At 69.6% G+C, this 18,301-nt stretch carries 14 protein-coding genes, 2 tRNA genes and 2 pseudogenes; 6 read left to right on the forward strand and 12 right to left on the reverse strand.

The features are described 5' to 3' along the window. Positions 1-30: 30 nt before the first annotated feature. Both ACFT7S_RS13730 and ACFT7S_RS13735 read right to left on the reverse strand, forming a co-directional pair. Positions 31-104, reverse strand: a tRNA-Met gene (locus tag ACFT7S_RS13730). Positions 105-166: 62 nt separating this feature from the next. Next, positions 167-1,339, reverse strand: coding sequence for a sulfite oxidase (locus ACFT7S_RS13735; RefSeq protein WP_382730906.1), 1,173 nt, complete (start codon positions 1,337-1,339; stop codon positions 167-169). 242 nt (positions 1,340-1,581) lie between these two features. Between ACFT7S_RS13735 and ACFT7S_RS13740 the strand changes: the two genes are divergently transcribed. Both ACFT7S_RS13740 and ACFT7S_RS13745 read left to right on the forward strand, forming a co-directional pair. Next, on the forward strand, positions 1,582-2,961 hold the full coding sequence (locus tag ACFT7S_RS13740; RefSeq protein ID WP_382730908.1) for an FAD-binding oxidoreductase: 1,380 nt from the start codon (positions 1,582-1,584) through the stop codon (positions 2,959-2,961). Positions 2,962-3,087: 126 nt separating this feature from the next. Then, a complete protein-coding gene (locus tag ACFT7S_RS13745) occupies positions 3,088-3,321 on the forward strand; it encodes a hypothetical protein (protein WP_382730911.1) in 234 nt (77 codons plus the stop codon). Between the two features lie 376 nt (positions 3,322-3,697). Here ACFT7S_RS13745 and ACFT7S_RS13750 read toward each other — a convergent pair whose 3' ends face one another. Together ACFT7S_RS13750 and ACFT7S_RS13755 are read right to left on the reverse strand one after the other, a co-directional pair. Beyond that, on the reverse strand, positions 3,698-4,957 hold the full coding sequence (locus ACFT7S_RS13750; RefSeq protein ID WP_382730914.1) for a S8 family peptidase: 1,260 nt from the start codon (positions 4,955-4,957) through the stop codon (positions 3,698-3,700). A 499-nt stretch (positions 4,958-5,456) separates the two neighbouring features. Further along, positions 5,457-5,796, reverse strand: a pseudogene (locus ACFT7S_RS13755) (ATP-binding protein); the annotation flags it as partial. A gap of 387 nt (positions 5,797-6,183) precedes the next feature. On the opposite strand from ACFT7S_RS13755, the gene ACFT7S_RS13760 reads away from it, so the two are divergent. From ACFT7S_RS13760 to ACFT7S_RS13770, 3 genes are all read left to right on the forward strand, one after another. Next, a complete protein-coding gene (locus ACFT7S_RS13760) occupies positions 6,184-6,513 on the forward strand; it encodes a hypothetical protein (protein WP_382730917.1) in 330 nt (109 codons plus the stop codon). Positions 6,514-6,956: 443 nt separating this feature from the next. Then, on the forward strand, positions 6,957-7,715 hold the full coding sequence (locus tag ACFT7S_RS13765; protein WP_382730919.1) for an IclR family transcriptional regulator: 759 nt from the start codon (positions 6,957-6,959) through the stop codon (positions 7,713-7,715). A gap of 139 nt (positions 7,716-7,854) precedes the next feature. Beyond that, a complete protein-coding gene (locus tag ACFT7S_RS13770; RefSeq protein WP_382731345.1) occupies positions 7,855-9,003 on the forward strand; it encodes a PP2C family protein-serine/threonine phosphatase in 1,149 nt (382 codons plus the stop codon). Positions 9,004-9,341: 338 nt separating this feature from the next. Here ACFT7S_RS13770 and ACFT7S_RS13775 read toward each other — a convergent pair whose 3' ends face one another. Then, positions 9,342-10,202 carry a carbonic anhydrase gene (locus ACFT7S_RS13775; protein WP_382730922.1) on the reverse strand — a complete coding sequence of 287 codons (861 nt, stop codon included), beginning with the start codon at positions 10,200-10,202 and terminating at the stop codon, positions 9,342-9,344. 188 nt (positions 10,203-10,390) lie between these two features. Between ACFT7S_RS13775 and ACFT7S_RS13780 the strand changes: the two are divergent. Continuing rightward, positions 10,391-10,666: pseudogene (locus tag ACFT7S_RS13780) on the forward strand (hypothetical protein); the annotation flags it as partial. Between the two features lie 38 nt (positions 10,667-10,704). On the opposite strand, the gene ACFT7S_RS13785 reads toward ACFT7S_RS13780, so the two are convergent. From ACFT7S_RS13785 to ACFT7S_RS13815, 7 genes are all read right to left on the reverse strand, one after another. Then, a tRNA-Lys gene (locus tag ACFT7S_RS13785) sits at positions 10,705-10,778 on the reverse strand. Between the two features lie 100 nt (positions 10,779-10,878). Then, positions 10,879-12,468: an amino acid permease gene (locus ACFT7S_RS13790; protein WP_382730925.1), complete on the reverse strand. Its 1,590-nt coding sequence runs from the start codon at positions 12,466-12,468 to the stop codon at positions 10,879-10,881. 95 nt (positions 12,469-12,563) lie between these two features. Beyond that, complete coding sequence (locus ACFT7S_RS13795; protein WP_382730928.1) at positions 12,564-13,784, reverse strand: FG-GAP-like repeat-containing protein; 1,221 nt, start codon at positions 13,782-13,784, stop codon at positions 12,564-12,566. Positions 13,785-14,008: 224 nt separating this feature from the next. Continuing rightward, positions 14,009-16,513, reverse strand: a complete 2,505-nt coding sequence (locus ACFT7S_RS13800) for a DEAD/DEAH box helicase (protein ID WP_382730930.1) — start codon at positions 16,511-16,513, stop codon at positions 14,009-14,011. Positions 16,514-16,745: 232 nt separating this feature from the next. Further along, complete coding sequence (locus ACFT7S_RS13805; RefSeq protein ID WP_382730931.1) at positions 16,746-17,324, reverse strand: hypothetical protein; 579 nt, start codon at positions 17,322-17,324, stop codon at positions 16,746-16,748. A gap of 92 nt (positions 17,325-17,416) precedes the next feature. Continuing rightward, positions 17,417-17,791, reverse strand: a complete 375-nt coding sequence (locus ACFT7S_RS13810; RefSeq protein ID WP_382730933.1) for a fluoride efflux transporter FluC — start codon at positions 17,789-17,791, stop codon at positions 17,417-17,419. Further along, positions 17,788-18,237 (reverse strand): fluoride efflux transporter FluC, encoded by a 450-nt coding sequence (locus tag ACFT7S_RS13815; protein ID WP_382731348.1) that lies wholly within the window; start codon positions 18,235-18,237, stop codon positions 17,788-17,790. The genes ACFT7S_RS13810 and ACFT7S_RS13815 overlap by 4 nt, the downstream gene beginning before the upstream one ends. Between the last annotated feature and the right edge of the window lie 64 nt (positions 18,238-18,301).

Consider the following 18,301-nt stretch of genomic DNA (forward strand, 5'->3'; position numbering starts at 1 on the left):
CTGTGTGCGTGCCGGGCCCGGATCTTTCAGTAGCGGGGACAGGATTTGAACCTGCGACCTCTGGGTTATGAGCCCAGCGAGCTACCGAGCTGCTCCACCCCGCGTCGTAAACACAACTCTACGGCATCCCGGGCGGACTCATGACCACTCTCGCGGCGGACGACGGTCAGCCGGTCTCCGGTGCGCAGAGGACGGAGATCCGCTGGACGTGGTTGCTGCCGAAACCGCCACGGTTCCATCGCTGGACGACGGGCTGGGTGCTGCCGGTGGCGTCGGTGGCGCGGACGCCGAGCACGTGGCTGCCGGGGGTGGCCGTCCAGTGCGCCTGCCAGCCCCGCCATGCCCAGGCGTGCGCGCCGTGCTCCTCCGGAGTGCTCGTACCGAGGACGGCATCGCTCCACGTCCGGCAGCCGTCCGTGCTCACCTCGACTCGTACGACGGGGGCGCGCCCGGACCACGCGCGGCCTTCCAGCAGCACCGCTCCTGGGCGTACGACACGGGTCCGCGACATGAAGTCCGGAAAGCCCGGCGGGATCATCAGCGCCCGGGGAGCGATGCGGGTGACGGGTTCGCCCGGCTCACCGGCCTCCTGCCGGTAGCGGTAGGCAACCGCCTGCTGGAATCCGGTGAACGGGGTCGCGGTGAGCGTGATCCCGCGCAGCCACTTCACGGATGCCATGCCGTACCAGCCGGGCACCACCAGCCGCAGCGGAAAGCCGTGCTGCGGCGGCAGTGGCGCTCCGTTCATGCCGTACGCCACCAGCACCTCCGGGTCGCGCCCCGCGGCCACGTCCAGAGGCAGGCTCCGCCGGTAGTCCTGCTCGACGCCGCGCTCGACCCCGTGGTCCGCGCCGCCGAAGACGGCCTCGACGGCGTCCGCCTCCACGCCTGCCTCGGCGAGCAGCAGCCGCAGGGGTACGCCGGTCCACTCGGCCGTGCCGACCGCCTCGACCAGCCACGGCTGGCTCACGGGCCTCGGCGCGAGCCCGGCGCGGCCGTTGCCCGCGCACTCCATCGTCACCCGCTGCGTGACGGCGGGGAACGACCGCAGGGCCGCCGGGTCCAGCGTCAGCGGCTTCCGTACCCGGCCGTCGACGGTGAGCTGCCAGTCCTCGGCCCGGGCGGCGGGGATGTCGTAATGGACGAGTACGTAGTGGAGACCGGGCGGCGTGACCTCGTACCGCAAGGCCTCCAGCGGGAGGCCGTGGTTACGGGCCGCGAGCGCGAGCTCCTCCGGGCTGATGCCCTCGGTCGGCCCGGCGAGGCGCCCGGGCGTACTGATGCCGTCGAGGCGCCCGTACCCGTCCACGACTTCCCCGTCCATGGCTTCCCCGTCCATGACTTCATGGTCCCCCCGTGCCCGGAATCCGGCCTTCCGGCGCGCGCCGGCTACCGCCCCGCACACACAACGGCGGCCGGATTGCGCGGCTTCCCGACCGGCGGGAGGCTTGAAGTACCTGCCCTGCGGTGCCGGTCCGCCTGTGACTCGCGGGGATGCCGAGCGTCGGCGTGAAGCGGCCGCCGACCGAAGCAGAAGAGATGACCGGTGCGTCGCGGCCCACGCGTCGGCGAGGAGACGGTATGGACGACACCACATTCGAAGCGATGAAGACCGCGCTGCGCGGCCCGGTCATAGTGCCGCACGACCCGGAGTACGGACAGGCCCGCAGCCTCTACAACGCCATGATCGACAGACGGCCGGCGGCGCTCGTGCGCTGCAGGGACACGGCCGATGTCATGGCCGCGGTCGACTTCATCCGCGACAACGGACTGGAACTCGCCGTCCGGGGCGGCGGGCACAGCGGTCCGGGCCTGTGCCTCGTCGAGGGTGGCGTCACGATCGACCTGTCGCCGATGCGCGGCGTACGGGTCGACCCGGCCGCGAGAACGGCCCGGGTCGCCGGAGGCGCACAGCTCGGCGACCTCGATCACGCCGCACACGGCTTCGGCCTGGCGACCCCGGCGGGCATCATGTCGACGACGGGCGTCGGGGGCCTCACCCTCGGCGGCGGACACGGCTACCTCACCCGAAAGTACGGTCTGACGGTGGACAGTCTGGTCTCCGCCGATGTGGTCCTCGCGGACGGCAGCTTCGTCACGGCGAGCGAGGACGAGAACCCGGACCTGTTCTGGGCGCTGCGCGGCGGCGGCGGGAACTTCGGCGTCGTCACCTCGTTCGACTTCCGGCTGCACCCGGTGGACACAGTAGGCATGGGGATCACCGTGTGGCCGCTGGACATGATCGGTGAAGTGCTGCGCTGGTACCGGGAGTTCATGCCGCAGGCCCCCGACGACGTATACGGCTTCTTCGCGTCGCTGACCATCCCGCCCGGCCCGCCGTTCCCCGAGGAGATCCACGGCCAGAAGATGTGCGGGGTCGTGTGGTGTTTCACGGGGGACCCGGCCGGGGTGGAGGAAGCCCTGACGGTGGTCAACGACCCCGGTCCGCCCGCCTTCCACTTCACCTCGCCGATGCCCTATCCGGGGCTCCAGAGCCTGTTCGACGAACTGATCCCCAAGGGCCTCCAGTGGTACTGGCGCGGGGACTTCTTCGACCGGATCACGGACGAGGCCATCGATGTGCACGCCAGATACGCGGAGAGCCTCCCCACCGATCTGTCGACGATGCACCTCTACCCGGTCGACGGGGCGGCGGGCCGGGTCGGTCAGGACGACACCGCGTGGGCCTTCCGTGACGCCGTCTGGTCGGGCGTCATCGCCGGCGTCGATCCCGACCCGGCCAACGCCGGGGCGGTCACCCAGTGGGCCGTCGACTACTGGGACGAGCTGCACCCGCACTCCATGGGCGGCGCGTACGTGAACTTCATAGGCGCGGGCGAGGGCCCGGAGCGCGTCAGGTCCACCTACCGCGGCCACTTCGACAGGCTCGCCGCCGTCAAGAAGACGTACGACCCCGACAACCTGTTCCACGCCAACCAGAACATCGAACCGACCGCATGACCGTCAGCACACCTCTCCAGGGGTGACCCGTCCGGGTGCACATGACGCCAACTACCGCACGAGATCATCCCTGTTGCCCGACAATGTCTCCCTTGTTACGTAGTCACGCACGCCCCCGGGGAGACCATGCGCACCCGTACGTCCGCCACCGCCGTCGGCACCGCACTCGCAGCGACGCTCCTGCTCGCGGCTCTCACCGCCTGCGCACAGTCCGAAGCGGAGACGCGGGCCACGTGCGAGCGAGCACTGGACAACAACTCGACGCTCAGCAAGCGCCCCAAGGCCTGCAAGGACGTACCCGAAGAGTCCTACCGAACGCTGCTACTGGTCTACGACCTGAGGGCGGAGGGCCTCGACTAGCCGCCCCCACGACGGGCCGCCGCCCACTCGCGGCCCCAGTCCGAGGTCTGCACCCGCATCCTCGCCTACGGCCGCCCCACCGCACTGCCGTCCCGCGTGGACCTGTAGGCCCGTCAGACCCACAGCTCACACAGAAGCGCCCCACCCGGTCGGAACCGGGTGGGGCGAGCGCGTCGTGCCAACACGTCCGCAAAACGCATCGCTCACGCATCCGGGCTCAACGACTGGCGTTGCGACCCAACACGCTTTCCAAGTGGCCGTCCGGCCGTCCGGGTCTGTTCGGGAGCGTCCTGACCTGCTGTGTATCGCGAGGCGGAGTGTCGCTGTTCGTTGCGCGTGCCGGTGCGCGCCCACGCCATGGTGCAGGTGACCGCCGTCAGAAGGACGTGAGTCTGAGCAGACGCTCCTTGGTGGCGTCGCCGTCCTGGGAGGGCCAGGTCCAGTCGAGGCTGCCGGCGGCCCGCAGAGCCGTCTTGACGGTCTGGGGCAGTGCGCCGGGGTGGGTGGCCCGGTACAGCGCTGCGCCGCCTGCGACGTGGGGCGCGGCCATCGAGGTGCCGGACATTGTGGTGTAGCCGCCGCTGTTGGAGGTGGAGCGGATGCACACGCCGGGCGCGATCAGGTCGACGTCGGAGCCGTAGTTGGAGAAGTCGGCGAAGGTGTCGTCCTGGTCGTTGCGGCACGTCGGCCGGCCGAGACGCCCCGGCTTGCCGTCGAAGTCGGCCAGGGCGCTGACGGTGATCACTTCGTCGTACGCGGCGGGGATCATGTTCTTGGCGTCGGCGTGGTCGTTGCCGGCCGCCACGGTGTAGGTGACGCCCTTGGCGACGGAGTTGCAGATCGCCCGGTGCATGGCGTCGTTGTTGCTCTTGCCGCAGTTGCCGTCGTCGGTGCCCGCGCCGCCCAGGCTCATGTTGGCGACCTCGATCTCGTCCGCGTGCTGGGTGACGTGGTTGATGCCGCAGATGACCGCCGAGGTGGTGCCGCTGCCCGAGGGGTCGAGCACCTGCACCGGCCAGAGCCGGGCGCCCGGTGCCGTACCGACCACCCCGGTGCCGTTGTCCAGGGCGCCGATGGTTCCGGCGACATGCGTACCGTGACCGTGCCAGTCGGAGGGGGGCAGGCTGGGCAACCAGCAGTTCTTGCCGCCGGCCCGGTACACATTGAGGTCGGGGTGGTTCGGGTTGATCCCGGTGTCGATGACGGCGACATCGACGTTCACCCGCGTGTCGACACCGTCGATGGCCGCTGTGGGGCTCTTGTCGGCCTCTGCCCGATCCACACCGGTCGGGACCGACTGAGCGGTGGCCTGTACCCGCCGGTCGGGCTCCACCGAACTCACCTGCGGGTCGTCGGCGATCGCGGCTGCGGCGCTCCGGCTCATGGACGCGGCGTAGCCGTGGAGGGCGTAGCGGTACACGTGCTGCACATTGGCACCCAGACCGGCGGCCTGCTCGACAGCCGCGTCCACAGCCGCGTTCATGCCGGCACCGTCGGGAGCGGCTGTGTCCTTGAGGGTCACGATGTACCCGCCGGGGACCAGGTCGGACTGCGGGGGCGCCTTGGCCACCGCCGGGGTCAGAGGTGCGACCGCAAGAGCGAGCGCGAGGAGGGCGAAAGGGAAGATTTTGGGCATTCCAGATCTTTCTTGAGGACATTGAGAATTTTCGTAGCATGCACGCTTAGCTACCGCGTTCACAGCTAGCAGGTTCGCGGCGGTGGCGGCAGGCCGACATCCGGCGTTCACCGGATTCCCTGACCACCTGTCAGCCGGGTGGTCCCATGCGGCCCTCGCTCCCGGTCGCAGCACGCCACCCTCGGCCCCGTTGCGAGGGCGCTCTGCCCACCGTGGCGCCGACAGCGCATGGGCGACATGCTCTGGGAGCCGCAGAAGGGCAACTGAGACGGACAACGCCGAAGGGCCCCACCGCGAACGGTGGAGCCCTTCGACATCGTGCCCGGGTGAACCCCCAGGCGAACATTTGGAAAGCGTGTTGGGGACAACCCCTCACGGGGCGTACGGGCACGTTTTGACCTGCGGTGCACTCGGCGCCGGTGGGGTTTCCGAACGGTGCTCCACGTCGGTGAACGCAGCCAGAACTGCAACCACAGGAGGCCATCCCCGCTGATGCCTTGCGCCAGGCGCCGAGCAGTTCCTCGGGGCCGTACGCCGCCTGGAGCCCGGAACAGCTGATCCCGTTGCGGGAGACAGCCACGAGAGGCACGGGCTCGTCGGTGATCGCCGCCCGGTGCTTCTGCAGCGCGGCCAGGTCGTGGCTGTCGAACGGGGCGTTCTCCAGCGATTTGACCGAGCCGAGGAAGAGCAACTGCTTGGCCACCGGATGACGGTCGGCGCCCACCAAGTCGATTTCGACGTCGTTGCTGCGGGTCCAGGAATGCGAGCCAGAACCGCAGGTAAGGGTCGGCCACCCGGTAGCGGCGTTCCTTCGATGGCCGCAGTGACAATGGCAGCTCGGTTTCGAAGGAAGCCCCGGCGTGCAACGCCACGGCATCACGCCGACGTCATCCGACCCCGGGGTCGCTACAGTCTTCGCGACGCAAGCCGAGTGATTCAGCGATGCCGTCGTAGAGATCTATCCGCGCGCCGCGCTGGACGGAGTCCCGGTCCACGAGGGATACGTCAGGCGGGAAGCCGAGTGGCCAGTCGAGCTGAGCCCGGCGGAGCTCTCCTCCCGTGCCTCCGGACAGATACCGTCGTCCGTGGCCAGGGAGATCCTCTCCGAGATGGGTATCAACGTCCCACGCAGAATCGGCAACGGGGATATCGATCCGCTCCTCGAAACGATGTTCCCGAACTCACCCCTGAGCAGATCGCGCAGTTCGTCGAGGAGGCCCACCGACGTGCCTGAGAAAGCCACCCTGAGCATCCTGTCGATCGACTCCGTGGCTCCAGGCGGACCAGGCGCAACTGACTGCGTGGCCGTTTGCGTGGTCCGCTGCACTGAGGGCACGGCCCGACTGGGCATGGTGTTCCACCACGTCGCACCGGAGAACCAGGCGCAGGCCGCCGCGCTGTCGCTCACCCTTGCCGCCATCGAGTGGTACGGGAAGCAGGTTGACCAGCTCGACACTGTGCACTCCGGGAAGGTCACCCTCGCGGGCGCGGGAGCGGACGCCCTGGCCCCATGGGATGTCCTTGATTCGGCCCCGGACACCGGCGCAGCGACGTAACCGGGACGGCGCTGCCTAGTGACGACCATGCAGCGCCGTCAGCACCCCGCTCACGCATCCAAGCTCAGCGACTGCCTCTGCCGCCCAACACGCTGTCCGAATAGTCGTCTGGCCGATCGAGGCGCTAAGTAGCAGGTCAGAGGGGGCTTCCCCTCCCTGCATCGCGTAGGCCGTGTGGGACTCGAACCCACAACCAACGGATTAAAAGTCCCGGCAGGTTCCTGCCGGGACTTCCGCTGTATACCCCTCCGGTCCAGAACAGCCTGGTCAGAGAGCTGCTGCTTGACGTCCAGTCCAGATCTGGTTGCGTCATCCCAGTACGTCCGCTCACGCATCGCGCACGCGTCCAGGGTGCCGAGACGCAACGAGTGCCCGCCGCGCTATGCCGGCGATCCGGCTGAAGGGGCCTTGCCCAGGTGGTGAGCCGGGCGCACGCTGGTCTTATGGCTGCGCACGACGGCCCCACGCTCATCACTTCCGTACAGAGAGCGTTCCGCCTGCTGGAAGCGGTGGGCGCGCACGAGAGCGGCGCGCCGGCGAAGCAGTTGGCGCGCGAGACGGGCATGCCTCTGGCCACCACCTATCACCTGTTGCGGACACTGGTCCACGACGGGTACGTACGGAAGCTGGACGACGGCGGGTACGTCATCGGGGACCAGCTGGACGCGCTGCGTGCCGGAAGCCGCGGGCAGGCCCTGCTCAGCCGTATCCGCCCCACGCTCGCCGCTCTGCGGGACGAACTGTCGGCCGCCGCTTACCTGACCTTCTACGAGGAGGGCGAGATCCGGGTCGCCGAGATCGTCGACAGCCCGCGGGCACCCCGGGTCGACCTGTGGGTGGGATTCGAGGACGCCGGGCACGCCACCGCGCTCGGGAAGTGCGTGCTGCGCGAGCTGGACGACGACTCCCGCAATGACTACCTCTCCCGGCACTCCCTCGCCGACCTCACGCCCCGGACCATCACCCACCGTTCCGAACTGCTCAGGCAACTCGACTCGTCGGCCACCGCCCAGGCCGTCATGGACCTGGAGGAGTACGCCCTCGGTACGGTCTGCGTCGCGGTGCCCGTATACAGCGGCGACAGGCTCGGCTCGCTCGGTGTCTCCCTGCGGGCGGACCGGCTCGCCCGCATCGATGAGGTGCGAGCGCGACTGGTGCCGACAGCCGGTCGCGTGACCAGGGGTCTTTCGCTCACTATCTGAAATTCCTCTCCTTGTGGCACCCGCACGGAACCTGTTCCCTGAATGAAAGAGACATTCAGGGCAAATACGACGCCATCGGGAGAGGAGTGCGGACCACAACATGAGTCAGGCCCGAGACCATGAAGGCGGCTGGTGGCCGATGTGGCCCTTCACGAAGCCCCGGACGGGCACCGCCGCGCAGTTCGCCGCCGGTACGCCCGTATTGATCGTCTCTGTCGTTGTACTCCTCGCCCTCGTCAGCGGAGCCGGGATGACCTGGCTGCCACTGCTCGCCGCCGGACCCGCGCTGGCCGCCACCACCAGTCGGCCGCGGGGGGTTCTCTGTGTCGGCTTCCTCGGCGCCGTTCTGGGCGCTGCGCTCGGGGTCCGCGACGGTGTACCGGGTCGCGAGCTGGCAATCGTGCTGTCAGCGTTGGGCGCCGTAACCCTGGCCAGTGCCATGGCGAGCGGGCTGCGCGTGCGCCGCGAACGGGTACTCGCAGCCGTGCGCTCGGTCGCCGAGGCCGCCCAGCACGCCCTCCTCAAGCCCGTGCCCGCGAGGGTCGGCCCGTTTCAGGTGGCCGTCCGCTACAGCGCCGCCGCGGCGGAGGCCCGCATCGGCGGGGACCTCTACGCGCTGGTGCCGACTCCATACGGGGTCAGGGTGATCGTCGGCGACGTGCGCGGCAAGGGACTGCCCGCGGTGGGCACCGCCGCTCTGGTGCTCGGTATCTTCCGCGAGGCCGCCTACGACGAGCCCGACCTCCTCGACGTCGTCAGCAGGATCGAGCGGAGCCTGGCGCGCAATCTGGGTTCCGACGACTTCGTCACCGCCGTGGTCGCCGGATACCCCGGGGCCGGGCGCGTGGAAGTGGTCAACTGCGGGCACGCCCCGCCGCTGGTGGTCCGCGGTTCCCATGTACTGGCCGTCGAGCCGATCCATCCGGCTCCACCGCTCGGGCTGCGTGGCCTTACCGGCGAAACCCCGAGTCTTCAGGTACTGCCCTTCACTGACGGTGACCAGCTGCTCCTGTACACCGATGGTGTCACCGAGGCTCGCAACCACGATCGTGAGTTCTACCCGCTCGTCGAGCGGGTGGCGCGGCACATCTCGGATGAGCCGTCCCATACCCTCGCCGCGCTCCACGACGAGCTGCTGGCGCACGTCGGCGGTCGGCTCCACGACGACGCAGCGCTGCTCCTGCTCCGGAAACCGGCCGCTGTCGGCTCGGCGCCCGTCGCTGAGAGTCAGGCTTCGGTCGGCGGCCGACTTGTTGCCCAGCCGAAGCACGCTGACGCAGCCGGGTGAGAGATCCGGTTGTGACGGAAGCTGAGACGGAGACGACGAAGGCCCCGGCCGGTTTCCCGGTCGGGGCCTTCGTTGCCCTTGCGGGCGAGTGCGGAGGATACGAGATTCGAACTCGTGAGGGGTTTCCCCCGACACGCTTTCCACATGTCCGCCCGGGGGGCCGGCGGGGGTCGTAGGTGTCCTGACCTGCGGCGGAGTGTTCGGGGCGGCCCTGTCCGGACGAGCCCGGACTGGGCTGAACGAGCCCAGAACTGGGACCAGACGGCACAACTGCGCCAGGGCCTGTTGTGGCCGGGCGCTCGAGAGCCAGAACGGCCCTCGGGTGTCGGGATCCGGGGTTACTCGGCCACGACGGTGAGCTCGCGGTCGTTCAGCGGCTGGGTCGGCCGATTGCTCTTCGGGAACAACTCCTTGTACGCGGCCACCTCGTCCGGGGCGACCCGGACGAGGTCCTTGAGAACGGTCCACTTGACGCCCTCGGTGCACGGCGGGGTCGTCAGTGAGCCCTCGTACTGGTACTGCTTGCGGTCACCGGGCAGGAACGCGGTGAGGTCGAATGCCTTGGCGATCCTCGCCGTGACGCCCTCCTCGGACGGCAGTTTCTTGAAGAGGTCCGCGAAGGCGGACTTGCCCGCCTTCTCCTCCATCAACACGGCCACGACGGCGAGCTTGCCGTTCTTGTCCACGTGCACGAAGTGCATCTCCATCGCGGTGTGCTCGCCCTCCTCCGTGTGCTCGCTCGGGAGGTGGAAGTGGAACTGCTTGAGGTCGTAGGAGGTGCCGTCGATGACGATTTTGCTGCCGGTGGAGACATTGGCCTGGATGGTGTGGCCGTTGTTCACCAGCTCCGCGGTGACGGGTCTGTAGTCGATGGTCACTGCCTTGTCGACCGGGGCCTCGTCCACCTTGTCGTCGTCGAGATCGATCGGGGACTGCTCGTGCCCGGCCTCACACGCCTCGAAGTCCTCGGCGAGGGTCGCCCAGTTCGCCGGACCGTCGGCTCCCTTGTAACCCCAGTGGGCACCCTCCTTCTTCTTCTCGTTCTTCACGGCCTTTCCGTCGGACTGCGGTGAAGCGGCCGCGGCCGGTTTGTCCTTCGTGTCCGTGCCACCGCCCCCGTCAGCGCAGGACGTGGCCGTGAGGACCGTAAGGGCGGTGACTCCGGCTATCGCGGCCATGCGTATGACACTGGAAGACATGCTTGTCTCCACCTCGCGGAGGTTGGGTGATCGTGGCCCTCGGTCACCCGCTGGGCGCCGACCTCCACTGTTCCGCCTCGATGGCCAGCACTTAGACAAGCAATGAACAAGGGAGAACCAATAAAGGTAGGAGTTCGTGCAAATTCCGAACCCCCACCCGCGCCGGCGGCTCCTGGCGGACACGCTGCAATCTGCGCCACGTCGCCGCCACTCTCACCCGCGGCGCGGGCGGCGATCTGCACACGATCAAAGAGGCCCTGCGCCACTCCACGATCACCCTGACCTCGGACACGTTCACGAGCCTGCTACCCGAGGTCGACAAGGCTGCCGCAGAAGCCGCCGCCGCTTTGGTGCCACGTGCCCGTAAAGCCCCCTCCGTAGGGCCTGCTGTCGGACCGTCCGCTCACGCACGAGGCCGGGAACGACGAAGCGCCTCGACCGGCCGAAGCCGGTCGAGGCGCTAAGTAGCAGGTCAGAAGGGGTTAACCCTCCCTGCATCGCGTAGGCCGTGTGGGACTCGAACCCACAACCAACGGATTAAAAGTCCGCTGCTCTGACCAATTGAGCTAACGGCCCTCGCGGATCACCCCCGAGCATAGCCCGCCCGGGCCCGGCAGCCGATCCGGTATCCGGTGCCGGGCCCGTCGCGCCCGGTCGCGGGGTGGGCGCCGGCCGGTCAGCGGGGCCCGTCGGCCGTGTTCGTGCGCTTGTGATCCGGCTTGAGGAACCAGTGGCGGGCCGAGGTCAGCCACCAGGTGGCCGCGAAGCCGAGGACCACCAGGACCGCGATCGGGGCGTAGTTGAAGGTCTCCCAGGTGACCGGCGACACCTGGGGCAGCATGAAGAGCACAGTGATCACCGCCACCCACACCACAGCGACGATGCCGATGGGGCGCGACCAGCGGCCCAGGTGCCAGGGGCCCGGGGTGAAGTCGTCGCCGCGCAGCAGACGGAGCAGGGTGGGGATGACGTACGCGATGTAGAGGCCGATCACGGCGATCGAGGTCACGGCGGCGTAAGCGGTGACGTTGATCAGGTACGGGAGGCCGAGGGCGAGGGCTGCCATCGCGGCGAGCCAGACCGCTGCGACAGGGGTGCGGGTGCGCGGGCTGACTGTGTGCCAGATGTGGGAGAAGGGCAGTGCGCCGTCCCGGGAGAAGGCGTAGATCATGCGGCTGTTGGCGGTGACGGAGGCCATGCCGCAGAAGAGCTGGGCTCCGATGACGACGAGCAGCAGGAGTTTGCCGGTCGTGGCGCCCAGGGCGTCCAGGAGGATCTGGGCGGGCGGGGCGCCGGTCGGGGAGGTGAGGGCTCCGTCGTACGACTGGATGGCGAAGGTGAAGCCGAGGAGGAGGACGAAGCCGGCGATCCAGGAGGTCCAGATGGACTGGACGATTCCGCGTGGGCCCGCCATCGCCGCGTCATGGGTCTCCTCCGTCATATGGGCGGAGGCGTCATACCCGGTGAAGGTGTACTGGGCCATCAGCAGGCCGATCATCACGACGTAGAAGCCGCTGTCCCACCCGGTGTTGTTGACGAATTCGGTGAAGACGAACGACGCCGACTGGTGCGAGTCCGGTACGAAGGTGAGGGCGCCGACGATGACCGCGACGCCGACGACGTGCCACCAGACGCTCACGCTGTTGAGGATCGCCACGATCCGCACGCCGAACGTGTTGAGCAGGCCGTGCAGGATCAGGATGGCGGCGAACAGCAGGATCGTACGGCCCGGCGTGACCTCGAAGCCGAACTGAAGGTTCAGGTACGCACCCAGGAACGACGCCGCCCCGAAGTCGATGCCCGCGGTGACGGCGACCTGCCCGAGGACGTTGAACCAGCCCGTGAACCACGCCCAGGCCGCCGCCGAACGCGGTGGGGCGAGACGGTGGGCCCAGAAGTAGAGGCCCGCGGAGGTCGGGTACGCCGAACAGATCTCCGCCATCGCCAGGCCGACGAACAACGTCATCAGGCCGACCCCGACCCAGCCCCAGGTGATGACGGCGGGACCGCCGGTGTTCATCCCGAACAGGTAGAGCGTCAGGCAGCCGGAGAGCACCGAGATGATCGTGAACGAGACGGCGTAGTTGGAGAAGGCGGACATCCGGCGGGCGAGGACCTGGGTGTAGCCGAGTTCGGCCAGGCGGTCTTCGTCGGAGGTCGGGGTGGGAGCCGTCGCGGTGGTGGGAGCTCCCACAGAGGCGGGAGCCGTCGCGGTGGCGTCGGGCGGTGGTGGGGGCTCGGCGGCCCCGGCTTCGCGGTTTGTCATGCCCCCAGCGATTCCCTCGCCGGGGGCACGACATGCGCGGTTCACAGCACGCTCTGATAACCGATCCGCCGAACCGTGCCCGCGCGCCGCATGCCTCAGAACACCTTCGGATACTTCTGCCAGCCCGGCCCCATCCGGGACTTCGCAAGGAAGGTGCCCGAGCCGGTGCCGGTGTACCGCCAGAGCACCCCGTCCCTGTCCCTGGCCAGCAAGTCGTTCTTCCCGTCGCCCGTGATGTCACCGACCGCCGCGAGCGCGTTGTACACCTGCCAGCCCGCGCTGACCCTCACCTTCGGTGCCACTCGGCCGGTTCCCGTGCCGTTGTAACGCCACAGCACCCCCGCCTTGTCACGGACCAACAGGTCTCCGAACCCGTCACCGGTCAGATCGCCCGCGCCGACGACCGTGAGGCCGTTCCAGCCGGTGCCGATCTTGGTTCGCGCCTTCAGCCGGCCGTTGCCGTCACCGGGATAGAGGTAGAGGTAGCCGGTCGACTTCTGACGTGCCAGCAGGTCCGCGACCTTGTCCCCGTTGATGTCGCCGGGCGCGAACAGGTCGTACGGCTTCCAGCCGATACCGATCTTCACCGGCTCCGTGTGAAACCCGTAACCGCTGTCGTCGTCACAGGATCCGTCGAGCCGGATCAGCGTGCCGTCATCCTTGACTGCCAGATAGTCGTTGCACCCGTCGCCCCGGAGGTCTCCGGTCGGGACGATTCTCGTCGAGGCCACGTCGAACAGGCCCCAGTGCCCCATGTGCGGACCGACCGTCCCGGGCAGACGCCCCCGGCGCAGTCCGATCATGCCCTCGTCCACGGCGACAAAGAGATCGCCGAGGCCGTCCCTGCCGCCGAAATCGCGCCAAGCCGGAGCCGCGTGTGTCAGCGCGTACTCACCGGTCCTGGTCAGGGCGGCACCATGGCCGTCGGCGGGCTGGACGGTCAGCGTCCAGTCGTAGCGGCCGTTGACGGCGAGCTTGCCGAGGTCGGTACGGCCGTCCCAGTCCGCAAAAAGCACTCCCCGCGCCTCGCCGCCCATGACGGTACGGACCACTTTCCCCGTCCGCCGGTCCTTGAAAGCGGCCTTCCAGGACGAGGCGGGCTTGGAGAGCGTTGCCCGGTAGTTCCAGTCCCCCACATATCCGCCGGTCGGACCGCCCGTGGGCAGACCCGTCCGCCACTCACCGCGGGCCGACAACACCGTGGGTACTCCGGTCGGCACCACGTGCACCCGCTGCCAGGCATCCACGTACGCGAGGTGCCCGCCGTACTTGTCGACCAGAAAGCAGGCATGGGGGATGGCGCGATGTCCGTACAAGTTCGTTGTCCGGGCGCGGATGAGCGCTCCGGACCTGCCCCCCAGCAGTACCCCCACACAAGTGGACGGAGCCTAACAGCACGTCACGAGCAGCGGAAGGAACTTTCGAACCCGTTCAACCCGGGTTCGGGGGGAAGGCGGCAGGGCCCGTACGTCACCGAGTCGGTGTCGTACGGGCCCTGCCGGTCGGTCAGTCAGACCTGTTCAGACCTGTTCAGCTGCGATCAGCCGTTGCGCTTCCAGCGCGGCTTGTCGTCGCGGCGGCCGAACGAGCCGGTGCTCGTGCCGGTGCCGGTGCCACCGCGGTGGTCGTCGCGGCGGCCGGTCGGACGCTCGCTGGCGCCACCGGCGCGGAAGCCGCCCGCGGGGCGGTCGTCACGACGGTCACGGTTGAACGGGCGGTCGCTGCCACCGGAGCGGAAGCCACCGGAGGGGCGCTCGTCACGACGGTCGCGGTTGAACGACGGGCGGTCGTTGTCACGGTTGAAGGACGGGCGGTCGTTGTCACGACGCTCGAAGGAACGGCCACCGCGGTCGTCGCGGCGGTCGCCGCCACCGGTGCCACCGGCACCGCCGGAGCGGAAGCCGCCCGACGGACGCTCGTCACGACGGTCACGGTTGAACGACGGGCGGTCGTTGTCACGGTTGAACGGGGGACGGCCACCACGGTCGTCACGGCGGTCGCCGCCACCGGTGCCACCGGCACCGCCGGAGCGGAAGCCGCCCGACGGACGCTCGTCACGACGGTCACGGTTGAACGACGGGCGGTCGTTGTCACGGTTGAACGGGGGACGGCCACCACGGTCGTCACGACGCTCGAAGGAACGGCCGCCACGGTCGCCGCCACGGTCGTTGCGGTCGTTGCCACCGCGGTACCCACCACGGTCGCCGCCGCGGTTGTCACGGCGCTCGAAGTTGCCGCGGTCGTCACGACGCTCCTCGCGCACGGCCGGCTGCTGCTCCGGTACGGCTGCTGCGGCGGCCTCGATCGCGGCCTCCGCCTCGGCGGCGGCCGCGGCCACTGCCTCCTCGGGGTCGTCTCCCCGCTCGCGTGCGGCGCGGGCGACCAGACGGTCGGCCTCCTCGCGCAGCTCGCCGGCGCGGCGCTGGATGCGCTCCAGCTGCTTCGTCAGGTCGGAGACCTCGCGCTCGGCCTGCTTGGCGGCGTTGTTCGCGGAGTCGGCCTGGACCTCGGTCAGCGAACGGGCACCGGTGATCTCGGCGACCTCGGGCTCGAAGACGCCCGCGCCCTGCACGATGTGACGCGAGGCGTCGACGCCAGCGTCCTCCATGAGGCGGAAGATCTGGCGGCGCTGGTGCGGAAGCGCCAGCGACACGACGACACCGGACTTGCCGGCGCGGGCGGTACGGCCCGAGCGGTGCAGGTAGTCCTTGTGGTCGCCGGCCGGGTCCACGTTCAGGACCAGGTCGATGCCGTCGACGTGGATACCGCGAGCGGCGACGTCGGTCGCGACGAGTGCGTTGACGTAGCCCTTCTTGAAGTCCTCGAGCACGCGGGTACGGGCACCCTGCGTCATGCCGCCGTGCAGCGCGTCGGCCTTCACGCCGGACTCGATGAGCTGCTCGGCGATACGGTCGGCGCCCAGCTGGGTGCGGACGAAGATGATCGTGCGGCCCTTACGGGCGGCGATCGCGGCCGTGACCGGCGCCTTGTCCTTCGGCTTCACGACGAGGACGTGGTGCGTCATGGTCGAGACGTTGCCCTGGGCGCTGTCCACCTCGTGGGTGACCGGGTTGCTCAGGTAGCGCTTGACCAGCGTGCCGATCTCGTTCTCCATGGTGGCGGAGAAGAGCATGCGCTGGCCGCCGCCGGGGATCTGGTCGAGCAGCTCGGTGACCTCGGGCAGGAAGCCCAGGTCCGACATCTGGTCGGCCTCGTCGAGCACGGCCACCTGGACGTTCGCCAGGGAGCAGGCGCCGCGGTTGATGATGTCGCGCAGACGGCCCGGGGTGGCGACGAGGACGTCGACACCGCGCTCCAGCGCGTAGATCTGGTTGCTCATCGACGTACCGCCGCAGACGACCTTCATCTTCAGGCCGAGTACGTCGCCGTACGGCTGAAGCGCGTCCGCGACCTGCATCGCGAGCTCACGCGTCGGCGTCAGGATGATCGCGCGGGGCTTCTTCTTCTCGGTCGTACCGCCGGCCAGCGTGGCCAGGGTCGGGAGACCGAAGGAGAGGGTCTTGCCGGAGCCGGTACGGCCACGGCCGAGGATGTCCTTGCCGGCCAGGGCGTCCGGGATGGTCGCGGCCTGGATCGGGAAGGGCGCGGTGACGCCGTTCTGGGCGAGCTTGCGGACGATGCCGTCGGGCAGGCCCAGGGAACCGAAGGTGACGGTCGGCTCGGCGTCCTCGGCGTCTTCGGCCTCGGCGCTGTCGCCGGCGGCGACCTCGGCGGTCTCCACGACCTCGACGACGGTGGTCTTGACGGGGGCGGTCTCGACGGCGGGCGTCTCGACGACCTCGGCAGCGGCGGTCTCGACGACCTCCACGACCTCGACCTCGACGACCTTCACGACCTCGGGGTCGGCAGCGACGACGGCTGCGGTGTCGGCCTCGGCCACGACGGCCTCGGCGAGCTCCGCGAGCTCGTTGTCCTCGACGGACTCGATGGACTCGACGATCTCGATGGAGTCGAGGGTGATGAGCTCGTCGTTGTTGTCGACGTTCTCGGGCATGACGGTGTGGTCAGAACTGGAAATTGACATGCGAAATGCGAAACCTTCCGGAGTCTCGGCACGCGCCCGTAACTCCGTGATTCGCAATTTCGACCGCCTCAATGCGGTCCAGCCACGGCAAGGGAGAGTACGCGCCACACGGCGCTCTTCTGTGTCGGCGCCGGGCAATGGGATCAAACGATCTATAACCATACGCACCCTTGCCCACTTAGTGCAAACCGCCTGCCCGCAACCCCCTTCCGCCACCCCACCGCGCCCTCGATCACGCGGGCCCGACCTGCGGTGATGCCTCCGGTGTGCGCTGCGTCTCAGGGCCTTCCGGAACGCCCATCGCCCGGTTTCTGAGCTGTGCGGCAGGCGAGGCGGAGGGGGGTGGCGAGGGCTCCGGCGGCGGGGTCGGTTCCGGGTCCGGATCGGGGGTCGGAGGGGTCGGGCTGGACGGCTCGGGAGTGACCGGCGGGGGCGGCGGCTCGCCCGGTCCCGGCACCGGGGGCTGGGGAGCCGGCGGCTTGCCCGCTCCGGTCGGCACCGGTGCACCCGGCTTCGGGGTGGGCAGCATCCCGCCGGGCGCGGGGGACGGCGTGGCGCCCGAGGCGCTCGGGTCCGGCTTCGCACCGGTCTCCCGGTCGGACTGCGCCTCGGCACGGCTGCCGCCGTAGCCCGACCGGCCCGATCCGGGCACCGTGCCGCCGTTCGGTTCCACCGAGGCTCCCTTCGGGCCGGCCGACCGCGAGGGCGCCGGTTTCTCGCCGTCGTCGCCGACGCTCATACAGCCGGTGGACGCGGCGATCGTCAGCGCGGTGACGGCTGCCCATCGGACAGGGGCGGACAACTGGCGCACGGGTGGCACCTCCGGGCGGGAAAGGGAGCGGGAAGGCGGGGGCGCCGTGCCCAACTCCCTCGACCCCACCGGGGACACGCCCGCGAAGCGAGCTACCGCCCGAACCCGCCCGCGAGTTCCGCCCCCAGGAACACCGCGCCGAGGCCCACCAGCAGGGACGTCACGACATTGGCCGCCGCGAGGAATGCCCGGCCGCCCTCGGCCAGCCGCAACGTCTCGTACGAGAAGGTCGAGTACGTCGTCAGGGCCCCGCACAGCCCCGTACCGACCAGGGCGTACACGGGTTCGGACACCGCAGCCCCGGTCAGCACACCGAGCAGCAGGCTGCCCGCCGCGTTGGCGGTGAAGGTCCCCCACGGGAACACGTACGGAAGTCCGCTGCCGTGGTGCGCCTGCACCGCGCGGTCCGTCAGATAGCGCAGGGGCGCCCCGAAGGCCCCGCCGATCGCCACCAGAAGCCAGTTCACGCGGCCCGCTCACCTCCACGCACGCCCAGCAGCGCCCGTGTCGCCGCGACCGCGGCCCACACCGCACCGAGCGCCCCCACGAGCGTCGCCGCCGCGTACGCCATGGCGGTCAGCGCCTCCTGGCGGTCCAGCAGCTTCGACACATCGGCCGCGTACGTCGAGAACGTCGTGAACCCGCCGAGCACTCCGACCCCGAGGAACGGCCGCAGCAGCGGATGGGCCGCCCCGTCCCGCTCGGCGACCAGCACCATCAGCACGCCGATCAGGGCGCAGCCGGTCACGTTGACGCCGAGGACCGCCCAGGGGAACGCCCCGTCGGCGGCCGGCCAGAGCACCAGGGCCCCGTACCGCGCGACGGCACCCAGCGCCCCGCCCGCCGCGATGGCCCCGAGCACCTTCCACTTCTCGCGACCGGCCGTCTCCGCCCGTTGCGCGGGATCGGTCAGATCGACATCCGGGTCGACGGCCAGACCGTCGACAACCGGACCGTCGGCAACCGGACCGTCACCG

The sequence above is a fragment of the Streptomyces sp. NPDC057136 genome, from assembly GCF_042670885.1.
Lineage (GTDB): Bacteria > Actinomycetota > Actinomycetes > Streptomycetales > Streptomycetaceae > Streptomyces.